Annotated in this window: 18 protein-coding genes, 1 tRNA gene and 1 other RNA gene; 12 read left to right on the top strand and 8 right to left on the bottom strand. The window is 69.5% G+C overall.

The window, feature by feature from the left end; translation table 11 throughout:
• Nucleotides 1-15: 15 nt before the first annotated feature.
• Nucleotides 16-792, bottom strand: a complete 777-nt coding sequence (locus WDU99_RS11975; protein WP_337332691.1) for an ABC transporter permease — start codon at nucleotides 790-792, stop codon at nucleotides 16-18.
• On the bottom strand, nucleotides 789-1,859 hold the full coding sequence (locus WDU99_RS11970) for an ABC transporter ATP-binding protein (RefSeq protein ID WP_337332690.1): 1,071 nt from the start codon (nucleotides 1,857-1,859) through the stop codon (nucleotides 789-791). Before WDU99_RS11970 ends, WDU99_RS11975 begins: the two co-directional genes overlap by 4 nt.
• 62 nt (nucleotides 1,860-1,921) lie before the next feature.
• On the opposite strand from WDU99_RS11970, the gene WDU99_RS11965 reads away from it, so the two are divergent.
• Nucleotides 1,922-2,929 carry a helix-turn-helix transcriptional regulator gene (locus tag WDU99_RS11965; RefSeq protein WP_337332689.1) on the top strand — a complete coding sequence of 336 codons (1,008 nt, stop codon included), beginning with the start codon at nucleotides 1,922-1,924 and terminating at the stop codon, nucleotides 2,927-2,929.
• Between the two features lie 61 nt (nucleotides 2,930-2,990).
• Here WDU99_RS11965 and WDU99_RS11960 read toward each other — a convergent pair.
• Nucleotides 2,991-3,075, bottom strand: a tRNA-Ser gene (locus WDU99_RS11960).
• An 87-nt stretch (nucleotides 3,076-3,162) separates the two neighbouring features.
• On the opposite strand from WDU99_RS11960, the gene trhO reads away from it, so the two are divergent.
• Nucleotides 3,163-4,062, top strand: coding sequence for an oxygen-dependent tRNA uridine(34) hydroxylase TrhO (gene trhO / locus WDU99_RS11955; RefSeq protein ID WP_337332688.1), 900 nt, complete (start codon nucleotides 3,163-3,165; stop codon nucleotides 4,060-4,062).
• A gap of 3 nt (nucleotides 4,063-4,065) precedes the next feature.
• On the opposite strand, the gene WDU99_RS11950 is transcribed toward trhO, so the two are convergent.
• From WDU99_RS11950 to WDU99_RS11940, 3 genes are read right to left on the bottom strand one after another with little or no spacing between them, the layout of a single operon-like run.
• Nucleotides 4,066-6,306 carry a transglutaminase TgpA family protein gene (locus tag WDU99_RS11950; RefSeq protein WP_337332687.1) on the bottom strand — a complete coding sequence of 747 codons (2,241 nt, stop codon included), beginning with the start codon at nucleotides 6,304-6,306 and terminating at the stop codon, nucleotides 4,066-4,068.
• Nucleotides 6,299-7,483, bottom strand: coding sequence for a DUF58 domain-containing protein (locus tag WDU99_RS11945; protein WP_337332686.1), 1,185 nt, complete (start codon nucleotides 7,481-7,483; stop codon nucleotides 6,299-6,301). The genes WDU99_RS11950 and WDU99_RS11945 overlap by 8 nt, the downstream gene beginning before the upstream one ends.
• A 13-nt stretch (nucleotides 7,484-7,496) precedes the next feature.
• Complete coding sequence (locus WDU99_RS11940; protein ID WP_337332685.1) at nucleotides 7,497-8,477, bottom strand: AAA family ATPase; 981 nt, start codon at nucleotides 8,475-8,477, stop codon at nucleotides 7,497-7,499.
• Nucleotides 8,478-8,607: 130 nt separating this feature from the next.
• On the opposite strand from WDU99_RS11940, the gene ffs reads away from it, so the two are divergent.
• From ffs to WDU99_RS11925, 3 genes are all read left to right on the top strand, one after another.
• Nucleotides 8,608-8,704: signal recognition particle sRNA small type (gene ffs / locus WDU99_RS11935), an RNA gene on the top strand.
• Nucleotides 8,705-8,776: 72 nt separating this feature from the next.
• Entirely contained in the window at nucleotides 8,777-9,379 is a 603-nt protein-coding gene (locus tag WDU99_RS11930; RefSeq protein WP_337332684.1) for a rhomboid family intramembrane serine protease, read from the top strand.
• 61 nt (nucleotides 9,380-9,440) lie between these two features.
• A complete protein-coding gene (locus tag WDU99_RS11925) occupies nucleotides 9,441-10,007 on the top strand; it encodes a hypothetical protein (protein WP_337332683.1) in 567 nt (188 codons plus the stop codon).
• Here the strand turns inward: WDU99_RS11925 and WDU99_RS11920 are convergent.
• The gene (locus WDU99_RS11920; protein ID WP_337332682.1) at nucleotides 10,004-11,272 is read right to left on the bottom strand and encodes a type II toxin-antitoxin system HipA family toxin; all 1,269 of its coding nucleotides are present in this window, start codon (nucleotides 11,270-11,272) and stop codon (nucleotides 10,004-10,006) included. The two genes, WDU99_RS11925 and WDU99_RS11920, sit on opposite strands and share 4 nt — an antisense overlap.
• Complete coding sequence (locus WDU99_RS11915) at nucleotides 11,269-11,553, bottom strand: helix-turn-helix domain-containing protein (RefSeq protein WP_337332681.1); 285 nt, start codon at nucleotides 11,551-11,553, stop codon at nucleotides 11,269-11,271. The genes WDU99_RS11920 and WDU99_RS11915 overlap by 4 nt, the downstream gene beginning before the upstream one ends.
• A 127-nt stretch (nucleotides 11,554-11,680) precedes the next feature.
• Here WDU99_RS11915 and pta point away from each other — a divergent pair, with 127 nt between their 5' ends.
• The 7 genes from pta to WDU99_RS11880 all read left to right on the top strand — a co-directional run bounded on the left by pta (nucleotide 11,681) and on the right by WDU99_RS11880 (nucleotide 22,424).
• The gene (gene pta / locus WDU99_RS11910; RefSeq protein WP_337332680.1) at nucleotides 11,681-13,786 is read left to right on the top strand and encodes a phosphate acetyltransferase; all 2,106 of its coding nucleotides are present in this window, start codon (nucleotides 11,681-11,683) and stop codon (nucleotides 13,784-13,786) included.
• Nucleotides 13,783-15,006, top strand: a complete 1,224-nt coding sequence (locus tag WDU99_RS11905; RefSeq protein ID WP_337332679.1) for an acetate/propionate family kinase — start codon at nucleotides 13,783-13,785, stop codon at nucleotides 15,004-15,006. Before pta ends, WDU99_RS11905 begins: the two co-directional genes overlap by 4 nt.
• A 196-nt stretch (nucleotides 15,007-15,202) precedes the next feature.
• A complete protein-coding gene (locus WDU99_RS11900; protein WP_337332678.1) occupies nucleotides 15,203-15,940 on the top strand; it encodes an HAD family hydrolase in 738 nt (245 codons plus the stop codon).
• On the top strand, nucleotides 15,933-18,422 hold the full coding sequence (locus WDU99_RS11895; RefSeq protein WP_337332677.1) for a glycoside hydrolase family 65 protein: 2,490 nt from the start codon (nucleotides 15,933-15,935) through the stop codon (nucleotides 18,420-18,422). The genes WDU99_RS11900 and WDU99_RS11895 overlap by 8 nt, the downstream gene beginning before the upstream one ends.
• A 74-nt stretch (nucleotides 18,423-18,496) precedes the next feature.
• Entirely contained in the window at nucleotides 18,497-20,926 is a 2,430-nt protein-coding gene (locus WDU99_RS11890) for a DNA polymerase III subunit gamma and tau (protein ID WP_337332676.1), read from the top strand.
• Complete coding sequence (recR, locus tag WDU99_RS11885; RefSeq protein ID WP_337332675.1) at nucleotides 20,926-21,519, top strand: recombination mediator RecR; 594 nt, start codon at nucleotides 20,926-20,928, stop codon at nucleotides 21,517-21,519. The genes WDU99_RS11890 and recR overlap by 1 nt, the downstream gene beginning before the upstream one ends.
• On the top strand, nucleotides 21,516-22,424 hold the full coding sequence (locus WDU99_RS11880) for a DMT family transporter (protein WP_337332674.1): 909 nt from the start codon (nucleotides 21,516-21,518) through the stop codon (nucleotides 22,422-22,424). The genes recR and WDU99_RS11880 overlap by 4 nt, the downstream gene beginning before the upstream one ends.
• The last annotated feature ends 17 nt before the right edge of the window (nucleotides 22,425-22,441 follow it).

Raw genomic sequence — 22,441 nt, 5'->3', positions numbered from 1 at the left:
ATGTGACCGCGATGCTCAGCTGCTGCGTCGAATGGCGCGGATGCCGACGAGAAGCCCGACGATCGCGACCACTCCCGCCGACACCCATCCCCATGCGACCGCGGTGTCCGCGAAGTCGCCGGCGAACAGTGCGCGCTCGGCTTGGACGACCCAGTTCACGGGATTGACCGATGCGACCACGCGCATCCATGCCGGCCCCTCGTCCAGCGGCAGGAGCATGCCCGATAGGATCAGCAGCGGGAAGATCAGCGACTGCTGCACGCCCCAGAACAGCCACTCGCGGTCTTTGGTCCCGAGGGCGAGCGCGTACGACAGCGAGCCGAGTCCGACGCCGAAGACGGCCAGCAGCACGAGACCTGCGAGCAGGCCGAGAGGGTTGATGGTGAAGCCGAAGGGCCACGCGATGAGCACGATGATCAGGGCCTGCACGACGATCGGCGCGATCTCTTTGAGCGCCCGCCCGATGAGCAGCGACGAGCGGGCGAGCGGGGCGACCAGGGTGCGCTCATGCGAGCCGGTCATCATCTCGTACTGCAGATTCGAACCGGTCGCTCCGGTGCCGAACAGCACGATCATGACGAGCACGCCGGGTACGAACCACTGCAGGGTCTCGGCGGCCGATTGGCCGGAGCCGCCGACGAGCAGCGGGGCGAACAGACCGAGGAACACCAGCGGCTGCAGAAGGCTGAAGATCTGGGTGAACGGGTCGCGAAGGGTTGGTTTGAGCTCGCGCACGAGCACATTGCGGGTGTCGCGCACCAAGTTGGCGCGCACGAGCGTGTCGGTGGTCATCGGAGTGCTCCTGTCTGGGACTCGGTCTCGGTGGTGCGGTCGGCGTCGTCGGATGCGACGGTGCCGGTGTCGTCCGCGGCGGGCGTTCCGGGTTCGGTGCCTTCCCCTGCGTCGCGCAGGGTGCGTCCGGTGAGGGCGAGGAAGACGTCGTCCAGCGTCGGCGGCACGCCGGTTGCGCTGAGCACGGCGATTCCCGCGGCGTCCAGCTCCTTGATGATGGCGGGCAGCAGGCGATCGCCATGGGGAACGGCCAGCGACAGCGACGCGCCCTCGAGCGTGACCTCGCGGGGCGTGAGCCGGGCGACGAGCGGCTGCGCAGCGGCCGCCTGCGCGGCGTCCGCGAATCCGAAGGTCAGCACATCGCCCGCGAGCGTCGCCTTCAGCGCGTCGGCATCGTCATCCGCGATGATGCGACCGCGGTCCATGACCATGACGCGTTCGGCGTAGCGGTCCGCCTCTTCCAGATAGTGGGTCGTGAGGAAGATGGTGGTGCCGTGCTCGCGGCGCAGCTGAAGGATGTGATCCCACAGGTTCGCCCTGCTCTGCGGGTCGAGACCCGTCGACGGCTCGTCGAGGAAGAGCAGCGGCGGCGCGTGCATCAGCCCGAGTGCGATGTCGAGGCGGCGTTTCTGGCCGCCGCTGAGCTGCTGCACCGATCTGGTGGCGAAGTCCGCGAGGTCGAGCGATTCGATGAGCTCATCGGCGCGGCGGATGCTGTCCTTCGCCGACATCCCGTAGAAGGCGCCCTGACTGAGCAGTTCGTCGCGCACACGCTGCGCGAAGCTGCCGCTGGTGAGCTGCCCGACGTAGCCGATTCGAGCGCGCACGCCCGCGGCATCCGTGCGGATGTCATGACCGACCACACGAGCCGTACCGGAGGTGGCGGGAATGAGAGTGGTGAGCATGCGCAGGCTGGTCGACTTGCCGGCGCCGTTCGGACCGAGGAACGCGACCAGTTCGCCCCGCTTCGCGGCGAACGTCAGGTCGGTCACGGCGGCCACGCGGGCCTTCTTGACGGTGAAGACCTTGGTCAGGCCTTCGGCTTCGATGATGTGTTCGTGTGCCATGACCCGATGGTAGAAACCAATGCGGACACATTCTGTCCTCATGATCAGGCAATCTTGAAGACATGACCGACACGACCTCCCGCGCGCTCGCCCTGCTCAACCTGTTGCAGACGCACCGGCACTGGTCGGGCGCGGAACTCGCCAGACGCCTCTCCGTCACCGAGCGCACGGTGCGTCGCGACGTCGACCGTCTGCGCGAACTGGGCTACCGGGTCGAATCCGCGCCGGGCGTCGCCGGGGGATACCGGCTCGAGGCGGGCAGTGCGGTACCGCCGCTGCTGCTGACCGACGATGAAGCCGTCATGATGGCGGTCGGCCTGCGGGTCGCAGCGGCTCAGCAGCTCGTCGGCGGACCGGAGGTCTCGCTCACGGCCCTCGCGAAGCTGGAGCAGGTGCTGCCGGCTGTGCTGCGCCGGCGGGTGAACGCGCTCGCCTCCGCCGTGCATCCGGCGGGACCCGGGCAGGGAACGGCAGTGTCACCGGTCGTCTTGGGTGAGCTCGCGCTCGCCGCCCGCGACGGCGAGCGGGTGCGGCTGCGCTACACGGATGCGGCGGGAGTACGCAGCATCCGCCGCGTCGAGCCGCAGGTGCTCTCACCCGCCGCCCGCAAGTGGTACCTGCTGGGGTGGGACCTCGATCGCGACGACTGGCGTACCTTCCGCGTGAACCGCATCGACGCCGTCGAGCACACGCGGGTGCTCTTCACCCCGAGAGAGATCAGTGACGAGGATGTCGCGGAGCGCATCCTCCTCGCCACGTCGTGGTCGCCGCAGAGAATCGAGGCGGACGTCGTCATGGAGCTGCCGCTCGAGCCGATGGAGCAGCACTTCGGAGTCTGGGCGCAGGGAGCGACTGCGGAAGACGACGGAAGCACCCGATGGCCGATCGGCGGTGGCGACTGGCGCGAGGCCCTGTACGGGATGCTCTACATACCCGCAGGCGTCGAGTTCGCCACCGACTTTCCCGAGCCCGAGCGCTCCGAGCTGCGTGAGTCGCTCGAGCGGGTGCTGCGCGCGTTGGATGCCGCGCCTCCGGCCCCGCGTCGTGAAGCACCGCCCGTGTACTCATGAGCACGGTGACGCTGCAGAGACAACGAGGGCCTCCGCTTCGCGGAGGCCCTCGACGATTCGGCGGTGACGGAGGGATTCGAACCCTCGGTTGCTTGCACAACACACGCTTTCCAAGCGTGCTCCTTCGGCCGCTCGGACACGTCACCAGGGAACAACCTGTCCATCCTATCCGATGCGCCGTCAGCTCACGAACGACCAGGCCCCGCCCTGCGCGCGCCACGTAGAATCTCCTGGTGCCCACCCCCAAGATCGTGCTGTTCTACGCGTTCGCGCCGCTGGCGGATCCCGATGCGATCCGGCTGTGGCAGCGCGACCTGTGCGAGTCGCTGCAACTGCGCGGTCGCATCCTGATCTCCGAGCACGGAATCAACGGCACGCTCGGCGGCGACCTTCCCGCAGTGAAGAAGTGGCTGCGGCGCTTCCGCGACTACCCGGCGTTCAAGGACGCCGACATCAAGTGGAGCGAGGGCACGGGCATCGACGCCGACGGTTACAGCGTCGACTTCCCCAAGCTCAGCGTGAAAGTGCGCGACGAGATCGTCTCGTTCGGTGCTCCCGGCGAGCTGCGCGTCGACGAGCACGGTGTCGTGGGCGGCGGATCCCGTTTGAGCCCCGGACAGCTGCACGAGCTGATGGCCGAGCGCGGTGACGAGGTGGTCTTCTTCGACGGGCGCAACGCGCTCGAGGCCGAGATCGGACGCTTCCGCAACGCCGTCGTACCCGACACCGACACCACTCGCGACTTCGTCGGCCTGCTCGACTCCGGCACCTTCGACGACCTCAAGGGCAAGCCCGTCGTCACGTACTGCACCGGCGGCATCCGCTGCGAGGTGCTGTCGAGCCTGATGGTCTCGCGAGGCTTCGGCGAGGTGTATCAGCTCGACGGCGGCATCGCGCGCTACGGCGAGACCTACGGCGACGACGGGCTGTGGGAGGGATCGCTGTACGTGTTCGACAAGCGCGGCTCGGTCGACTTCTCCGACCATGCCGCCGTGATCGGCGAGTGCGCCGGATGCGGGCAGGGCACCAAGCGCACCGCGAACTGCCCCGACCCGTCGTGCCGCCGACAGTTCGTCGTCTGTGAGACCTGCGACACCGTACCCTGCGACGAGCACGCACCTCAGCCGCGCTGAGCCTCAGCGCGGCGCTGTCCGGATCCGCCGGAACAGCGATGCCGGCAGCAGCCGCGCCGCCACCCGACGCCGTCCGTCCACGCCGCTCTCGAGGTTCTTCAGCACAGTGCGCAGCGGTGCCGACAGGTCACCATCGAGGGTCGCCGTCTGCGCGTAGCTGCGCCGCTCGACGGCGCCCACCAGCATCCGCATCGCATCCGCATCGGCACCGCGCACCGAGATCAGCTCGTCCGCCCGCGTGCGGGCCGTGTCGGCGTCGTGCACGGGCATTCCGAGGTCGACCAGCGTGTCGGTGAGCTCGTGCCACGCCGCCATGGCGTCTCCGCCTCGTGCACGGCCCAGGCGCAGCATCCGACGCACCATCCGGACCAGCGCCGGGAGCAGGGCCACCAGCAGCGCACCGAGCACCGTCAGCACGACCGGTGTCGGGTCGAGGGTCTGCAGCTGCTGGCCGTCGATCGACTGCTCGTCGAGCCGGTCGGGACCGCCGGTCGGGGCATCCGATGGTGCGGCGCTGGGCGCGGTGGACGGCGTCGGCGCATCCGGCGCGTCGCCGCTGCCGCCGCCGGAGGCCTCCGAGATGAAGTCCGTCGGCACGCCGAGCGTGGCCGTCGGCTCGAACGGCACCCAGCCGATGCCTGCGAAGTACACCTCGGGCCACGAGTGCAGCTGATCGCTCGAGACCGAGTAGACGATGTCGTCATCGCGCTTCTGGTCGGTCGCCGTGCCCGGCAGATAGCCGACGACGATCCGCACCGGCATGTCGAGGCTCTGCGCCATCAGCGCGAACGCGCCGGCGAAGTGCACGCAGTAGCCGGTGCGCTGCTCCAGGAACGTGGCCACGGCATCCGCCCCCGTGCCGTCGAAGCCCTCCTCGACGGGCGCGTCGAGCGAGTAGCTGAACTCGCTGCGGAACCAGTCCTGCAGCGCGAGCAGCCGGTCGTAGTCCGTGTCGGCGTCGGCGGTCACCTCGCGCGCCGTCTCGGCGATGATCGGGGGAAGATCCTCGGCGGGCCGCGCGGTGCGTCCGCTCGAGGATGCCGATGCGCGGCGGATCTGCTCGAGCGTCGGCGCCGCGGTCGCCGTGCGCACTGTGTAGTCCGCGCCGGCGGCATCCTGTGTGCGACTGACGATGGTGCGGTTGAACGGCATCGACAGCCAGCCGTCTTCCACACCCGACACCCGCTCGGCGGCGTACGGCACCGGCAGCCGGTCGCTCGAGACGCTGAGCACCCGGATCGACACCTGTCGCTCGACCGTCTCGATCGCCTCACCCCACTCGCGCTCGCCGAAACCCTGCTCGAGCGGCTGCAGGTCCGAGCGGTCGGGTCGCCACACCTCTCCGTCGAAGCGCGACAGCGTCGCGAGCCGCAGATACGGCGGCGTCGCCGCCGACGTCACCAGGGTGAGCGCCTCGACTCCCTCCGGCCGGCGCAGGTCGTCGCCCAGTCTGAGATCGGCCCGCACGGTCAGCAGCGGCCCGGTGCCCGGCAGCGCCGACGACAGCGGCAGTGCGGGCGTCGCCACGATCGTCAGCGCGATCGCCGACACCCCGATCGTGCTCGCGACCCACGCGGAGGTCCGTCGCGGTGCGCGCGGATCGCGACGTGCGCCGAACCGCAGCAGCAACAGGATCATGATCGACTGCATCAGGAACCACGCCACGTTCAGAGCGCCGAACGACACCAGCATCGGCAGCACACCCATCAGCGAGGTGAACAGCACCGACAGCACGATCAGGCGGTGCGCGAGCAGCTGGTCGACGAGGATCGCGACGACGCCGAAGAGCAGACCCAGCGCCGTGGCGAGCGGCACGGATGCCGCGATCGGCGCGACCCCCGTGGCGATCTCCTCGATCGCCTGCGACAGGCGCAGCCCGATCAGTCGCACCGAGGTCTCGGTGGGGATGACCCCCAGCAGAGCCGTCTCGCTCGCCAGCATGGCGGTGCACGCCGCGACCGTCGCGACCAGCTGCAGCGCGAGGGTGAGCAGATCTCGGATGCTGTCGCGCAGCCGCCCGAACAGCACGCGTCCGGCGATGCCGGTGAGAGCGACGACGACGATCACGGCGACCACGACGAACGTCCACATGCCCGGGGCGATCACGCCCGTGTACGGCCACATCGCCACCAGAGTCGCGGCAGCCGCGAGGAATCCCGAGGCCGCAGGGCTCCGGCGCACGCCGTCGGCGTCCGAGCCCGTGCGGGCACCGGGCTGAGGCTTGCGCTTCGCCGAGTCAAACATGATGCCTCTCCGCCTGCGGAAGGGCATCCGACCACGCTTCCGCCAGCGCGTCCACCGAGGTGAGCGGTGCGGTGTTCCAGCCGTGCGCGGCGGCGGCCCCGAGCGCCGCGGGATCGGCGCCGGCGGCGAACAGCATGGGCGCCGCCGCGCCGGCGGTGCTCAGGTGCGTCGCATCCGCTTCGTCGATGTACCCGGTGATCATGACCAGCGGACCAGGGGGAGTGCCGCCCACCACGGCGCGCAGGTCACGCGGCTCACCGCGCGGTGCGACGGTGGCCAGCGCGACCATCAGGCCGTCGCGGTCGTCCTCGTGACCGCGCAGCGCGCCCAGCAGACCGCCCGCGCTGTCGACGACGTCGACGCTGTAACCGTCCTGCACGAACCGCAGCGCTGCCGAGGCGCACAGCGTCACAGCCGCTTCGAAAGCAGGGTCCGGCCCAGCGCCGGGACGCGCCCAGCGGCTCGCCGCGCGATCGAGCACGACGACCGCGTCGGGACTGGCCTCCTCTTCCTCCTGCCGCACCATCAGATCGCCGCGGTGCGCGGTCGCCCGCCAGTGGATGCGACGGCGCGAGTCGCCCGAGGTGTACGGGCGGGGGATGAGGTTGTCCGCCCCCTGGCCGAGCCGGCTGGAGCGGGTCTGCGCTGTGCCGCCGGCCGCACCCACCCTGGTCGGCAGCGGCGCGAGGGTCAGCACCTGCGGCACGATCGTGATCGTGCGGGTCTCGCCGAACTCCTGCTCGCGCTGGGCGAGCCCGAACGCGTCGACGGTGCGCAGGCGCAGGGGGCCGAGCGTCGAGATGCCCCGGCGCACCCCCTCGAGCTGGTAGCGAAGCAGTGAGGATTCCGACGGATAGGGGCCGCTGGCGTCGCCGAGCACGGCGTCGGGCAGGGTGTCGTGCCAGGTGCCGTGCGGGATGCCGGGCGCGTAGAGATCGAACCGCACACTCACCCCTGACGTCTCACCGACGGCCAGCAGGTCGGTCGAGATCACCCGGGTCACCTGGCCGCGCCGCCGGGGCAGGTGCGCGAACAGCATCGAGATCAGCGGCAGCAGGATCAGAAGCACGCCGAGGTAGAGCAGCGGTCGCGCACCGATGACGTTCGCGGCGACACTGAGCAGGATGCCGATGAGCAGGCATCCCCATCCCCGTGCGGTCAGCGGCCGGCGCTTCATGATCAGCCTCGGTTCAGACGCGTGCGCCGGCGAACGGCACCGGCACGCGCGCGATGATCTGGGCCAGCGCCGCCTCGACCGGCTGGGCGCCGGCGCGATGCACGCCACGCGCGGCGAGCAGGCGGTGGGCGAACACCGGGATCACCAGGTCGGCCAGATCGTCGGGCACGATGTAGTCGCGTCCGTCCAGGGCGGCCGCGACCTTCGCCGCGCGCACGAGCTGAAGGGTCGCGCGCGGACTCGCGCCCAGGTGCAGGCTCGGATCCATGCGGGTGGCCTGTGCCAGCCCGACGGCGTACTCCTCGAGTGATTCGGCGACGTGCACGCGTCGCGCCCACGCGATCAGCTGCTGCACGGTCGCCGCGTCGGTCACCGGGGAGATCGCCGAGAGCGGGTTGGAGGTCTCGCGCTGGCGCAGCATGAGCGTCTCGGCCGCGGCATCCGGATAGCCCATCGAGATGCGCATCATGAAGCGGTCGCGCTGCGCCTCGGGCAGCGGATACGTGCCCTCCATCTCGAGCGGGTTCTGCGTCGCGACGACGAGGAACGGTTCGGGCAGCCGGTGCGTCGCGCCGTCGACGGTGACCTGCTGCTCCTCCATCGCCTCCAGCAGCGCCGACTGGGTCTTCGGCGAGGCGCGGTTGATCTCATCCGCGATGACGATGTGCGCGAAGATCGCGCCGCGCTTGAACTCGAACTCCCGAGCGACCGGGTCGTACACGGCGACGCCGGTGACATCGCCCGGCAGCAGGTCGGGGGTGAACTGGATGCGCCGCACGGTGGCATCCACGCTCGCCGCGAGCGCACGCGCGAGCATCGTCTTGCCGACGCCGGGCACGTCCTCGATGAGCAGATGCCCCTCGGCGAGCAGGCAGATCAGCGCGCTGCGCACGGCCTCGGGCTTGCCGTCGATCACGGACGACACGGAGGTGATGATGCGTGACGTGTGCTCGGCGAACTGCTCGGCGGTGATCGACGGGTCGTTCTCGTGCATGCGGTGCCTCTCGTGCGCGACGGTGCGTGTGTCGATCGTATCCCGGGATCGGATGCCCGGAGGCGGCCATCCCCGGTCGTTGAGCGAGCGCAGCGAGACGAAACGGGCATCGACATCAGCTAGACTGATCGACGGCTCTCCGCGTGACGACACCCAGGCCAATTCCCCCAGGACGGAAACGTAGCAAGGGTAACCGGGCTCTGTCGGGTGCGCGGAGGGTCTTTTACTTTCCCGTCTCCGGGAAGCATCGGGCGCGCCGATCTCGGCTTGTTCACCGGATGCCCTGCGATGATCGTCCTGTGACAGCATCCTCCGCTCCCGCGCAGCGCACCTCGTCGTTCGCGCGGTTCCTCGCGCCGGTCGCGTTGCTCGCTCTGATGTGGGCGATCCAGCTCGCCGATGCCGTGCTGCCGGGCACATTCGTCGGCTGGGGTCTGCGGTCGTGGGACCTCGGCAGCCTGCAGGGGATCGTGCTGGGGCCGATGCTGCACGCCGGCTGGGCGCATCTGATCGCGAACTCGGTGCCGTTCCTCGTACTCGGCTGCCTGGTCGCCGTCGAGGGCGCGAAGCGCTTCTGGCTGGTCACCGCCGTGATCGCGCTGGTCGGCGGCGCGGGCACATGGCTGGTGAACGCACCGGGAACACTGACGGTGGGCTCGTCGGTGCTCGTCTTCGGGTACTTCGGCTACGTCGTGATGCGCATCTTCGCACCGGGTCGCCTCGCCCACCGCTTCGCCTACGCGGCGATCGCCGTGATCGTCGTCGTGCTGTACGGCACATCGATGTTCACCGGCATCTTCGGGGTGCACAGCGGAGTGTCGTGGCAGGCGCACCTGTTCGGCGCGATCGGCGGCGGGCTCACCGTGTTCATTCCCCGCAGGGCGGTCGGATCGCGTGAGTGAGCGGCGCACCCGCGCCGCGAAGCTGCGTCGCCGCGCGGCGCGACGACGGCAGAGACGTCGGATGCTGAAGATCGCCGGCATCACAGCATCCGCCGCCATCGTCGCATCGGCCCTGCTGGCGGGAATCCGGATGCTGACCTTGCAGCCTCCGCAGGAGTACTGCGTCGCTGAACCGCAGACCTTTCCGGCCTCGGGTGTCGGCGGTTGGCAGCGCGAGCAGCTCGAGAACGCGGCGATCATCATCCGCACTGCGGAGGGCATGGGCTTCGCGCGCGACGGGCAGATCGTCGGGGTGATGGCCGCGATGGGCGAGAGCTCACTGCGCAACATCGACTACGGCGACTGGGAGACCTCGGGCGTCACCAACCCCGACGGCTCCCGCACCTCGAGCATCGGACTGTTCCAGCAGCAGGACTGGTGGGGGAGCGTCGAGCAGCGGATGGATCCGGCGACAGCCGCCGGCAAGTTCTTCGCCCGCCTTGCGCGCCTACCCGACTGGCAGCACCTCGAGCCCTCGCACGCCATCCACCGCGTGCAGATCAACGCCGATCGCGAGCACTACGCACGGTTCGAGGACGATGCGGCCATGGTCGTCGACGCGCTGTCGGGGGAGTGCCCGGGCGGCTAGTCGGTGCCGGCGGGCACTATCTCGACGGCTGAGTGCAGGTGCGAGACGCGGTCGTCGATCGCTTCCCCGACGAAACGCTGTTCCGATTGCGGGACTCCATAGTGGGCAGCGAGGTCACGCCAGCTCTCCACCGCCTTCAATACGCGCGTGACCCGTTCCGCAGCCTCCTCGCCCGCGATCCCCGACTCGGTGGCGAACTGACGCACACCGTCCGCCTCGTCATCGGCGCCGGTGGCGCCGGCGATGGACGTGGAACGCTCTGCGGCGAGATCGGGATTCGGGTTCACGTCGAAGGCGGGGCTCATTCGCCAACCGCCCGGGGCTTCGAGGAAGCCGTGGTTGCGCAAGTGGTCGTCGGTATTGTGCACCGCGACACTCAGCACGACCCGGTCGAAGAGTTCTCGACGGTCCGCGCGTAGAGCCGCGGAGAAATCCGCGAGACGTTCCGCGACGTCGGCATAGTCACCCGACGTGCCATCCGTCGCCTCCAGCATCGTCATCGCACTCATATAGCCGATGCGCTGCACCTCGCCGGTCGCCGAGGAACGATCGAAACGGGAAAGCAGTAGGACGTGGCGCCCTCCAATCTTCACCAGCCGACGGCTCGGCGTGCCGATCCCGGCCCGCTCGGCGAGGTCGAGAACGATGCACTCCCAGGCCATGACGTCCAGCCGATCCTCTGGGTGTGGGAACTTCGCGATGCCCAGGGTGCCGTCGGCCAGCTGCACAGCGGCTTTCGGACGCGCTCCGCCCAGCGACGCCGTCCCGGCTGCGAGGAGCTTCTTGTACGCAGTCACATCCTCGCCATCGGCGGTGACCTCGTCGCTCGCGCGCAGGAGTGCCGGCAGCTCGACGAGCCGAGGCACATCAGTTCGGGGTGAGAGCATCACGTCACTGCCAGGACGCGAGTAGCGCAGAGCGCCCTGACGTGTCTCGTCGTTGACTCCGAGGAGGAAGTCGACGTCATCGAACGACCGTGCTGTCCGACCTTCGTCGGCGGCGAGCTGGCGCTCTCTGCGAGTGAGGAGATTCCGCCCCCACCGATCCGGCGCGCTGTCGCCGAACGTCCCGGGGAGGCGTGACAGGTACTGGTTGCCGGAGAACAGCGGCAGTCCAGGATCGATTGGCTGGTTGCCGGCCCCTGACAGATAAGCGGAGTCGTAGGTGAACGTCGTCGTCACGCCTCGGCGCTCACGAGTGAAGTGGGCGGTTCCTGCGACAACGGACTCTCCGCGGCGGTCGACATGCACGATGATGTCGGTCATCGCACGCGCTTCCGGTGGATGAGGTCGGAGCGGGCCCGACCGAGGTCCGTGCGCAGGGGGTCGATGCTCTCCACCAGTGAGTCGAGGACTCCTAGGGCGCGGGCGACCTGCAGCACGGTCTCCAGGCGAACGCCGCCGTCGCCCCTTTCCAGATTGCGCAGCGTGGTGAGGGAGATGTCTGCGCGTTCGCTGACCTGCTGTGCGGTCAATCCCTGCACCATCCGCCACGCTCGCAGGTGCTCACCGAAGGTCGATCGCTGTCGGTCGATGCTGTAGGCCATGTCAGTGCCTCCTATGGCCACTAATCTAGCGGTTATTCCAGTTAACTGGAAGTTATCCAGCAGTACCAGGCGCGATCAAACAGCGGCCAACGCGGCAGCTGACAAGGCCAGCGCCTAGGCTGGCCGAGTGGCACGCAGCATCTACATCACCTCGGCCGAAGGGCACACCGGCAAGTCGACGATCGCGCTGGGCGTGCTCGATGCGCTGATGCGCGTGTCAGAGCGCGTAGGGGTGTTCCGGCCGGTGGCGCGATCCACCGACGAGCGTGACTTCGTGCTCGAATTGCTGCTCGCGCACGACGGCGTGCATCTTGATTACGACGAGTGCATCGGGGTCAGCTACGACGATGTCCGTCGTGATCCTGATGCGGCCCTCGGCACGATCGTCGCCCGGTTCAAAGCCGTCGAGGCGCAGTGCGATGCCGTGGTCGTGATCGGCAGCGACTACACCGACGTCGCCAGCCCCGCCGAGCTCGGCTACAACGCGCGCGTCGCCGCGAACCTGGGCGTGCCGATGCTGCTGGTGCTCTCGGGCCGCGACCGGCAGAACCAGGCCGAGCAGCTCGGCACCACCACCGCTCGCACGCCGGCCCAGATCCAGCAGCTGGCGGCGCTGGCCAGAAGCGAGATCGCCACCGAGCGCGCCGAGCTGTTCGCGATCATCGTCAATCGCGCCGAGCCCGACGCGCTCGCCGAGATCATCGAGCGCATCGACGACACCCGCACCCCGGTGTGGGCGATCCCCGAGGACCGTGCCCTCGTCGCACCATCCATGCGCGGCATCCTGCAGGCCGTCGACGGCACTCTCGTGCGCGGCGGCGAGGGGCTGCTGGGCCGCGACGCGTACAGCATCGTCATCGCAGGCATGTCGATGGTCAACGTGCTGCCCAGGCTCACCGAGGGTGCCGTCGTGGTGATCGCCGCCGACCGCACCGAGACCCTGCTGGCGACCCTGCTCGCCGCGGCGTCGGGCACCTTCCCCGACCTTGCCGGCATCGTGCTGAACGGGCCGTTCCCGCTGCCCGACCCGATCCTCCAGCTGATCGACGGCTTCGAGCTCAGCATCCCGATCATCGCCACCGACCTCGGCACCTACGACACCGCCGTGCGCATCATGAACACGCGCGGCAGGGTGACGGCCGAGAGCACCCAGCGTCATCAGAGCGCCCTCGCACTGTTCCAGACGCACGTCGACATCTCCGAGCTGACGATCGAGATGGGGCTCGCTGAATCGACCGTGGTCACGCCGCTGATGTTCGAGTACGGGCTGATCGAGCGGGCCCGCAGCCGGCGCAAGCGCATCGTGCTGCCCGAGGGCGGCGACGACCGCATCCTCCGCGCCGCCGCCATCCTGCTCGCGCGGCAGGTCGCCGACCTCACGATCCTGGGCGACGAGACCGAGATCCGCGCCCGCGCCGCGGCCCTCGGGCTCGAGATCGGGGCTGCCCAGGTGCTCAGCCCCACCGACCCCGAGCTGGTCGAGCGCTTCGCCGTCGAGTACGCCCGCCTGCGCGCACACAAGGGCATCACCCTCGAGCAGGCCGCCGACACCGTCACCGACGTGTCGTACTTCGGCACGATGATGGTGCACCTCGGCCTCGCCGACGGCATGGTCTCGGGTGCCGCGCACACCACCGCGCACACGATCCGCCCGTCGTTCGAGATCATCAAGACCAAGCCCGGCGTCGATGTCGTCTCAAGCGTCTTCTTCATGGCGCTCGCCGACCGGGTGCTCGTCTATGGCGACTGCGCCGTGATCCCCGACCCCACCAGCATCCAGCTCGCCGACATCGCCATCTCGTCGGCCGCCACTGCACGGCAGTTCGGCATCGAGCCGCGTGTGGCGATGCTGTCGTACTCCACCGGCGAATCGGGCACGGGGGCAGACGTCGACAAGGTGCGCGAGGCGACCGCGCTCGTGCGTCAGCGAGAGCCGCAGCTGCCGGTGGAGGGGCCTATCCAGTACGACGCGGCAGCGGACGCCGCGGTTGCCAAGGCGAAGCTGCCCGACTCGGCGGTCGCAGGCCGCGCGACCGTGTTCGTCTTCCCCGACCTGAACACCGGCAACAACACCTACAAGGCCGTGCAGCGCTCGGCGGGTGCCGTCGCGATCGGCCCGGTACTGCAGGGGCTGAACAGGCCGATCAACGACCTCAGCCGCGGCGCCCTGGTCGACGACATCGTCAACACCGTGGCGATAACCGCCATCCAGGCGCAGGAGGCATCGGCGTGAGTCACGTGCTCGTCATCAACAGCGGATCATCGTCGCTGAAGTACAGCCTGATCGACATGACCCGCGAGGTCGAGCTCGCCGGTGGGCTGATCGAGCGGATCGGGCAGCCCGTGGGGATCGTCGGCCACACCGTGCACACCGTCGCCGCCCCCGGCGAGCCGGCGCCCACCATCCTCGAGGCCCGCTACGAGGAGGAGCGCCGGGTCGCCGACCACGACGAGGCGTTCGCCGCGATGCTGGCGCTGTTCGCCGAGCACGGACCGTCGCTCGACGAGCACCCGCCGGTGGCGATCGGCCACCGGGTCGTGCACGGCGGCGCGCGGTTCTTCGAACCCACCGTGATCACGCCGCTGGTCGAGATCAACATCGAAGACCTCATCGTGCTCGCGCCGCTGCACAATCCGGCCAACCTCGCCGGGATCCGCGCGGCGAAGGCCGCGTTCAGCGAGGTGCCCCACGTGGCGGTGTTCGACACCGCGTTCCACCAGACACTCGAGCCCCCCGCGTACACCTACGCGCTCGACGCGGCAGTCGCCCACGAACACCGTATCCGCCGCTACGGATTCCACGGCACGAGCCACAAGTACGTCAGCGAGCATGCCGCCGCGTTCGTCGGGCGGGCGAACGACAGCATCCGACAGCTCATCTTCCATCTCGGCAACGGTGCATCCGTCACAGCCGTCGACGGCGGGCGGTCGGTCGAGACGTCGATGGGCTTCACGCCGCTGGAAGGCCTGGTCATGGGCACGCGCACCGGCGACATCGACCCCGCCGTGCTGCTGCACCTCGAACGGCGTGCGGGCCTCGGCGTCAACGAGCTCGACGAGCTTCTCAACAAGCGCAGCGGACTGCTCGGGCTGGCGGGACGCAGCGACATGCGCGACATCCTCGCCGGCCGCGCGGCCGGTGAAGAGGCGGCCACCCTCGCCTACGACGTGTACATCCACCGGCTGCGCGCGTACGCGGGGGCGTACATCGCCCAGCTCGGCGGAGTGGACGTGATCTCGTTCACCGCCGGTGTCGGCGAGAACGCCGTGACGGTGCGCGCCGACGCGCTGGCCACCCTCGGCTTCGCCGGCGTCGAGGTCGACCCGCACCGCAACGCCGAGCGCACGCACGGCATCCGCCGCATCTCGACCGACGCGTCACGTGTCGACGTGCTGGTCGTTCCGACCGATGAAGAGCTCGAGATCGCCCGTCAGACGCTCAGCGCGGTCTGAACGTCGCGTCTGCTGCTGTCGGAGATCTCAGAGCATTGCGCCGCACAGCGGCGTGTCATCCCGATCGCAGCTGCGACACGCCGCACGTGTGCAGGATCGTCTGAGAACTCCGACGCCCGACAAGCTGCGCAACCCCTTCGGAACCAGCGCCCGACATCACTACGCTTGATCCTGCACACCCGAGTGAGGAGATCCCGTGCCCGAAGAGCTGCCTGATCTGCGCCGCGTCCCCGGCGTGCTGTTCGATCTCGACGGCGTGCTGACCCCGACCGCCGAGGTGCACATGCGCGCCTGGCAGCAGGTCTTCGACGAGGTCTTCGCCCGCTGGGGCATCACCGAGCCGTACACCGACGCCGACTACTTCGCGTACGTCGACGGCAAGAAGCGGTACGACGGTGTCGCCAGCCTGCTGCACAGCCGCAACGTCGAGATCCCGTGGGGCGAGGTCACCGACCCGCCGGAGGCCGAGACCGTGTGCGGCATCGGCAACCGCAAGAACGCCGCCTTCGCTGCCGCTTTGCGCAGCGGCGGCATCGCGCCGTACCCGGGTTCGCTGGCGCTGCTGGAGAGCCTGCGCGACGCGGCCGTGCCGATGGGTGTGGTGTCGAGCTCGAAGAACGCCGAAGAGGTGCTGAGCACCGCGGGCATCCGCGACTTCTTCCGCATCGTCGTCGACGGCGTCGTCGCCGAGCGCGAGAGCCTCGCCTCCAAACCAGCCCCCGACATGTTCCGCGAGGGCGCTCGGATGCTGGGAGTCGATCCCGCCGCTGCCGTTGCCGTTGAGGATGCCGTCGCCGGCGTCGCATCGGCGGCATCCGCCGGCTACGCGGACGTGGTCGGCGTCGACCGCGGTGCCGGCCCCGAGACCCTGCGCGCCGCCGGTGCGACCCACATCGTCGATGACCTGTCCCGTCTGCTGGAGAACAATGATTGATCGCGAACGCTACCCCGTCGACCCCTGGCGGCTGATCGAGAGGAAGTACGACGAGGAGGGGGTCGCCGAGACGATCTTCACCGTCGCCAACGGCTACCTCGGTCTGCGCGGCAACCACATCGAGGGGCGCGGAGCGCACGAGCACGGCACGTTCATCAACGGTCTGCACGAGACCTGGCCGATCCGGCACGCCGAGCAGGCGTTCGGCTTCGCCGAGGTGGGGCAGACGATCGTCAACGCACCGGACGCCAAGGTGATGCGCGTCTACATCGACGACGAGCCGCTGTCATTCGATGAGACCGAGATGCACGAGTACTCGCGGGTGCTCGACATGCGCACCGGCGTGCTGACCCGCAACGTGGTGTGGGTGACGCCGTCGGGCAAGCGGGTGCGCATGCGCGATGAGCGGATGGTGAGCTTCGATGAGCGGCATCTGGCGGTGCTGCGACTTGAAGTCACGGTCGAGAACGCCGACGCCCCGGTGACGATCAGCTGCCAGCTGCTGAACCGGCAGGACGGCGCCGGCATCTACGCGGGCGACCCGATGGCGACCAAGTCCGAGCGCAAGGGCTTCGACCCCCGCAAGGCCGAGAAGATCACCGAGCGGGTGCTGCAGCCGGTCGAGTACTGGCAGGACGGGCTGCGCTCGGCGCTGTCGTACCGGGTGAACGATTCGGGGATGACCGTCGCCGTGGTCGCCGATCACATCGTCGACACCGAGAACGACTACAGCGCCCGGTCGCTGATCGAACCCGACATCGCCAAGAACGTCTTCCGCGTGCAGGCGAAGGCCGGCGTGCCGATCAGGATCAGCAAGATCGTCAGTTATCACAGCTCGCGCGGCGTGCCCGCCCGCGAGCTGGTCGACCGCTGCCGTCGTTCGCTGGACCGCGTCGTCGTGGAGGGCGTGGAGGCCCTGTTCCAGGCGCAGTCGGCGTGGCTCACCGAGTTCTGGGCGCGATCGGATGTGCGCATCGCCGGGCACGACGACCTGCAGCAGGCCACCCGCTGGGGATTGTTCCAGCTTGCGCAGGCGGCATCGCGGGCCGACGGCACGGGCGTGCCGGCCAAGGGCCTGACCGGCTCGGGCTACAGCGGCCACTACTTCTGGGACACCGAGATCTACGTGATGCCCTTCCTCACGTACACGTCGCCGCAGTGGGCCAAGAACGCGCTGCGCGCGCGGGTGCTCATGCTGCCGGCGGCGCGGCGCCGGGCGTCGCAGCTGAACGAGGCCGGGGCGCTGTTCCCCTGGCGCACGATCAACGGCGAGGAGGCATCGGCGTATTACGCCGCGGGCACCGCGCAGTACCACATCAACGCCGACGTCAGCTTCGCCCTGGGCAAGTACGTGCGGGCCACCGGCGACCTCGACTTCCTGCTGCGCGAGGGCGCCGACATCGCCGTCGAGACCGCGCGGCTGTGGGCGACCCTCGGATTCTGGCGCGGGACGAACGGTGACAGTTCCTTCCACATCCACGGGGTCACCGGACCCGACGAGTACACCACCGTCGTCAATGACAATCTCTTCACGAACGTGATGGCCAGGTACAACCTGCGCTTCGCCGCGCGGATCGTCCGCGAGATGCAGGCGGCGGACCCTGCCGCCTACGCTGATCTCGTCGAGCGCACGGGTCTCGACGAGGGAGAGGCGGATGCCTGGGAGCGGGCCGCCGAGGCGATCCACATCCCGTACAGCGAAGGTCTCGGCATCCACCCGCAGGATGCGTTCTTCCTCGAGCGCGAGGTGTGGGACCTCGAGGGCACGCCGGCCAACATGCGGCCGCTGCTGCTGCATTACCACCCGCTGGTGATCTACCGGTTCCAGGTGCTCAAGCAGGCCGACGTCGTGCTGGCGCTGTTCCTGCAGGGCAACCACTTCACCGCCGAGGAGAAGCTGGCCGACTTCGACTATTACGACCCGCTGACCACGGGCGATTCGACCCTGTCTGCGGTCGTGCAGTCGATCATGGCGGCCGAGGTCGGGTATCAGGACCTCGCCAGGGAGTACTTCGAGCACGCACTGTTCGTCGACCTCGCCGATCTGCACCACAACGCCGCGGACGGCGTGCACGTGGCATCCGCCGGCGGGGTCTGGACCGCGCTGGTGAGTGGCTTCGGTGGCATGCGCGACCACGACGGCGAGCTCAGCTTCGATCCGCGCCTGCCCTCGGATTGGCCCGAGCTGTCGTATCCGCTGCAGTGGCGCGGCTCCGAGATGCTCGTCACCGTCACGCGCGATGCGCTGCGCCTGGAGGTGCGCTCCGGCGATCCGATCGAGTTCACGGTGCGGGGTTCCGCGCTCCGGGCGGCGGTCGGGGAGCCGGTCGTCGTCGCGCTCGTCGGCCAGGGCCCGGTGCGTCCTGGTCGCCCCACGCTGCGCCAGTTCGAGGATGCCCGCCGTGACGACGGCACGCGACTCTCGGCATCCGTGCCGGTGACGACGACCTCGATCCCGATCCTCGAGGTCTACGAGGACTGATCCCCATGCCCGAGACGGTCACCCGAGCCGGCACTCCCGCCTGCAACGTCGGCGGCACGCCGTAGGCTGGACGGGTGACGACAGCCCTCTACCGCCGCTACCGGCCCGAGACCTTCGGCGAGATGATCGGGCAGTCCCAGGTGACTGACCCTCTGATGACCGCGCTGCGCGGTGACCGGGTCGGGCACGCGTATCTGTTCTCCGGTCCGCGCGGCTGCGGAAAGACCACGTCAGCCCGCATTCTGGCGCGCTGCCTGAACTGCGCGGAAGGGCCGACCGACACCCCGTGCGGCGTGTGCCCGAGCTGTGTCGAGCTCTCGCGCTCGGGCGGCGGGTCGCTCGACGTCGTCGAGATCGACGCGGCCAGCCACAACGGCGTCGACGACGCGCGCGACCTGCGCGAGCGCGCCACGTTCGCGCCCAGCCGCGACCGGTTCAAGATCTTCATCCTCGATGAGGCGCACATGGTCACGCCGCAGGGTTTCAACGCTCTGCTGAAGCTGGTCGAAGAGCCGCCCGCGCACGTGAAGTTCATCTTCGCGACCACCGAGCCCGAGAAGGTGCTCGGCACGATCCGGTCGCGCACGCACCACTATCCGTTCCGGCTGGTGCCGCCCGCGGCGATGCTCGAGTACGTCGAGAAGCTGTGCGCCGAAGAGGGCGTGCAGGTCGACGATGGGGTTCTCGCGCTGGTGGTGCGGGCCGGCGGCGGCTCGCCGCGCGACACGCTGTCGCTGCTCGATCAGCTGATCGCCGGGTCTCAGGACGGCAAGGTCACCTATGAGCGCGCGGTCGCTCTGCTCGGGTACACCCATGCGGCGCTGCTCGATGAGATCGTCGACGCGCTCGCTGCGAGCGATGCCGCCGCGGCGTTCCCCGCGGTCGACCGCGTCGTGCAGACCGGGCAGGATCCGAGGCGCTTCGTCGACGACCTGCTCGAGCGACTGCGCGACCTCATCGTGATCGAGGCCGTGGGTGACGGCGCGTCGGCCGTGCTGCGCGGCATCCCTGCCGATGAGATGCAGCGCATGCAGCAGCAGGCGCGCGCCTTCGGCGCGACCCGGCTCTCGCGCACCGCTGACCTTGTCAGCCAGGCGCTCGACGACATGGCCGGCGCGACGTCGCCGCGCCTGCACCTCGAGCTGATGGTCGCGCGGGTGCTCGCGGGCGCGAGTTCGGATGCTGATGCGCCGGTCTCTCCTGCGACGAAGCCTTCTGCGACGCCGGCGCCGAGTGCTGCGCCGGCGCCGAGTGCTGCGCCGGCGGCCGCCGCACCGACGCCGACGACGGCGCCGGCGACGAAGCCTGCCGCTCCTACCACAGCGTCCGAGCCGACCACAGCGTCCGAGCCGACCGCAGCGTCTGCGCCCACTCCCGCATCAGCGCCGACTGCGGCGCCGATGCCAGAGCAGCCGGCGTCGCCTGCCGAGCAGCAGGCCGGTGACACGGCTTCCTCCGCCCATGCCCCTGCGCCTGCCACGAGCGGACCCGTGACATTCGAGCGGATCACCGCATCCTGGTCCGCGGTCCTGAAGCGTCTCGAATCCATCAGCCGCTCCTCGTGGTTGATGGCCACGGCGATTCAGCCGCTCGCCTTCGACACCGACAGCGAGGTGCTCACGGTCGGCTTCTCGAGTCCCAGCGATGTCTCGCGCTTCAAGGGCACCACCCCGGGCAACGGCACATCCGACCATCTGCGCACCGCCATCGAGCAGGAGCTCGGTGTCACCGTCAAGTACCGTCCGGCACCGCTTCCTCCGTCTGGGGGAGGGGGTGGCGTCGACGCGGGTCCGTCGGGCCCCCGTCCCTCGGGTCCTGGTTCCTCGGGTCCTGGTTCCTCGGGTCCTGGTTCCCCTGACGCTGGTCCATCGCCGGCCGGTGACGACGCTCCGGCAGCGGGCTGGGCGAACCCGATGAGCGAACCCGAATCGGTCGGCCGGGCGACAGCATCCGACTCCGCGCGCCCCGCGTCGCGGCCGTCCGCCGCCGCGGTCAGCGAATGGGCCGTCGCCCCGATCCCGCGCGCTGATCCCACCTCCGTGCAGACGGCGCCCGCGCCGATCGCCACACAGCCCCAGTTTCCCGTCGACGATGAACCCGCCGACGTCGAAGCCGCGGCGTCCGCACCGCAGCCACCCGTTGACGGCAGGGTCGACTCCGCCGAGGCGCCACCGCTCCCCGACGACGAGCGGCCGCCGTACGACGATCACCCTCCGTTCGACGACGAGCCGCCCTACGACCCGCTGTACGACGGTCCACCGGCAGCGCGCCCGCAAGCATCCCGGCCGGCGCGGGCGCCTCAGGCATCACCGCCTCAGACCGAACCGGTGACGCGAGGGCAGGCTCAGGCCACCGGCCGTGCTGAGGCTGCCGTCCCGGCATCCGCCACCCAGCGCTCCGCACCCGACGGCGTCGAGCGCCGCGGTGAGGCCGTGATCCGCCAGGTGCTCGGAGCGAAGTTCCTGCGCGAAGAGCCCTATCAGCCCCCGACGAGGTTCAACTGATGTACGACGGCATCGTCCAAGAGCTGATCGACGAGTTCGGTCGGCTTCCCGGCATCGGACCGAAATCCGCCCAGCGCATCGCCTTCCACATCCTGCAGACCCCGTCCTTCGACGTCGCGCGGCTGTCGGAACTGCTCACCGAGGTGCGCGCACGCGTGCGATTCTGCGAGATCTGCGGCAACGTGTCCGAGCAGGACCGCTGCGCGATCTGCCGCGACCCGCGCCGCAACCCAGAGCTGATCTGCGTGGTCGAAGACGCGAAGGACGTCGCGGCGATCGAGCGCACCCGCGAGTTCCGTGGGCTCTACCATGTGCTCGGCGGAGCCATCAGCCCCATCGCCGGCATCGGACCCGACGATCTACGCATCGCGCAGCTGATGAGCCGCCTGGCCGACGGCACCGTGCAGGAGGTCATCCTCGCCACGAACCCCAATCTCGAGGGCGAGGCCACCGCCAGCTACCTCAGCCGGCTGCTGACCAGCATGGACATCGCCGTCTCACGGCTGGCATCCGGCCTGCCCGTCGGCGGCGATCTCGAGTACGCGGACGAGGTGACGCTGGGGCGCGCCTTCGAAGGCCGTCGACGGCTGTGATCACCCAGCATCCGGGATTCACCCGGAAGGGCTGGCTGCTGTTCGCCGTCATGGCGGTCGTCTGGGGCATCACCTACCTGTTCATCAAAGAGGCGGTCGCCTCGTACTCGCCGCCGGCCGTCGTCTCAGCGCGAACGCTGCTCGGCGCGCTCGTCCTGCTGCCGTTCGCGATCCGCGCCGGTGCGCTCAGAGCAGCCTGGAAGCACTGGCCCTGGGTGCTCGCGTTCGGACTCATCGAGATGGCGGGACCCTTCCTGCTTCTCAGCCATGCCGAGACGCAGCTGCCCTCGGGCCTGACCGGGCTGCTGGTCGCCACCGTCCCGCTGTTCGCCGTGCTCATCGCACTCGTGCGCGGTGACCGCTCGGCGCTCGCACCTGTCCGGCTGGGCGGGCTGCTGCTGGGCTTCGCGGGCGTCGCGGTCGTCGTCGCCGGGCCTGGACTGTTCCCGCGCGACGGGGCGAGCGCGTTCGCGATCGGTGAGATCCTGCTCACCGCGCTGCTCTACGCGATCGCCCCGTTCGTGATCGCCCACAAGCTCTCGGACGTTCCCTCGATCGGCACGATCACCCTCGCCCTGCTCGCGATCGGCATCGGCTATCTTCCCGCGGCGCTGCTCACGCAGCACGAGGTGCCCACCGTGCGATCGACGGTGTCGCTGCTGCTGCTCGGCATCATCTGCACGGCCGTCGCCTTCGTCGCTTTCTTCGCGCTCATCCGCGAAGTGGGGCCAGTGCGCGCGCCGCTGTTCACCTACGTCAACCCGATCGTCGCGCTGATCCTCGGCACCGTGTTCCTGGCCGAGCCGGTGACGCCGGGGTTGATCATCGGGCTGCCGATCGTGCTGATCGGATGCTGGTTCGCCGCCACCGGCGGCCGTCTCAAGCCGCGGGCACCCGCTCTGTAGAGCCGGCGAGCCGTCAC

The sequence above is a fragment of the Microbacterium bandirmense genome (genome assembly GCF_037204185.1).
GTDB lineage: Bacteria > Actinomycetota > Actinomycetes > Actinomycetales > Microbacteriaceae > Microbacterium > Microbacterium bandirmense.
The sequence above is the reverse complement of the archived record's forward strand: the minus strand, read 5'-3'. Positions and strand labels throughout refer to the sequence as shown.

What these genes read in the sequence shown, in the direction of transcription:
- WDU99_RS11975 (WP_337332691.1), bottom strand. Translation starts at nt 792, where the DNA reads ATGACCACCGACACGCTCGTGCGCGCCAACTTGGTGCGCGACACCCGC.
- WDU99_RS11970 (WP_337332690.1), bottom strand. Translation starts at nt 1,859, where the DNA reads ATGGCACACGAACACATCATCGAAGCCGAAGGCCTGACCAAGGTCTTC.
- WDU99_RS11965 (WP_337332689.1), top strand. Translation starts at nt 1,922, where the DNA reads ATGACCGACACGACCTCCCGCGCGCTCGCCCTGCTCAACCTGTTGCAG.
- WDU99_RS11950 (WP_337332687.1), bottom strand. Translation starts at nt 6,306, where the DNA reads ATGTTTGACTCGGCGAAGCGCAAGCCTCAGCCCGGTGCCCGCACGGGC.
- WDU99_RS11945 (WP_337332686.1), bottom strand. Translation starts at nt 7,483, where the DNA reads ATGAAGCGCCGGCCGCTGACCGCACGGGGATGGGGATGCCTGCTCATC.
- WDU99_RS11940 (WP_337332685.1), bottom strand. Translation starts at nt 8,477, where the DNA reads ATGCACGAGAACGACCCGTCGATCACCGCCGAGCAGTTCGCCGAGCAC.
- WDU99_RS11925 (WP_337332683.1), top strand. Translation starts at nt 9,441, where the DNA reads ATGCTGAAGATCGCCGGCATCACAGCATCCGCCGCCATCGTCGCATCG.
- WDU99_RS11920 (WP_337332682.1), bottom strand. Translation starts at nt 11,272, where the DNA reads ATGACCGACATCATCGTGCATGTCGACCGCCGCGGAGAGTCCGTTGTC.
- WDU99_RS11915 (WP_337332681.1), bottom strand. Translation starts at nt 11,553, where the DNA reads ATGGCCTACAGCATCGACCGACAGCGATCGACCTTCGGTGAGCACCTG.
- WDU99_RS11895 (WP_337332677.1), top strand. Translation starts at nt 15,933, where the DNA reads ATGATTGATCGCGAACGCTACCCCGTCGACCCCTGGCGGCTGATCGAG.
- recR (WP_337332675.1), top strand. Translation starts at nt 20,926, where the DNA reads ATGTACGACGGCATCGTCCAAGAGCTGATCGACGAGTTCGGTCGGCTT.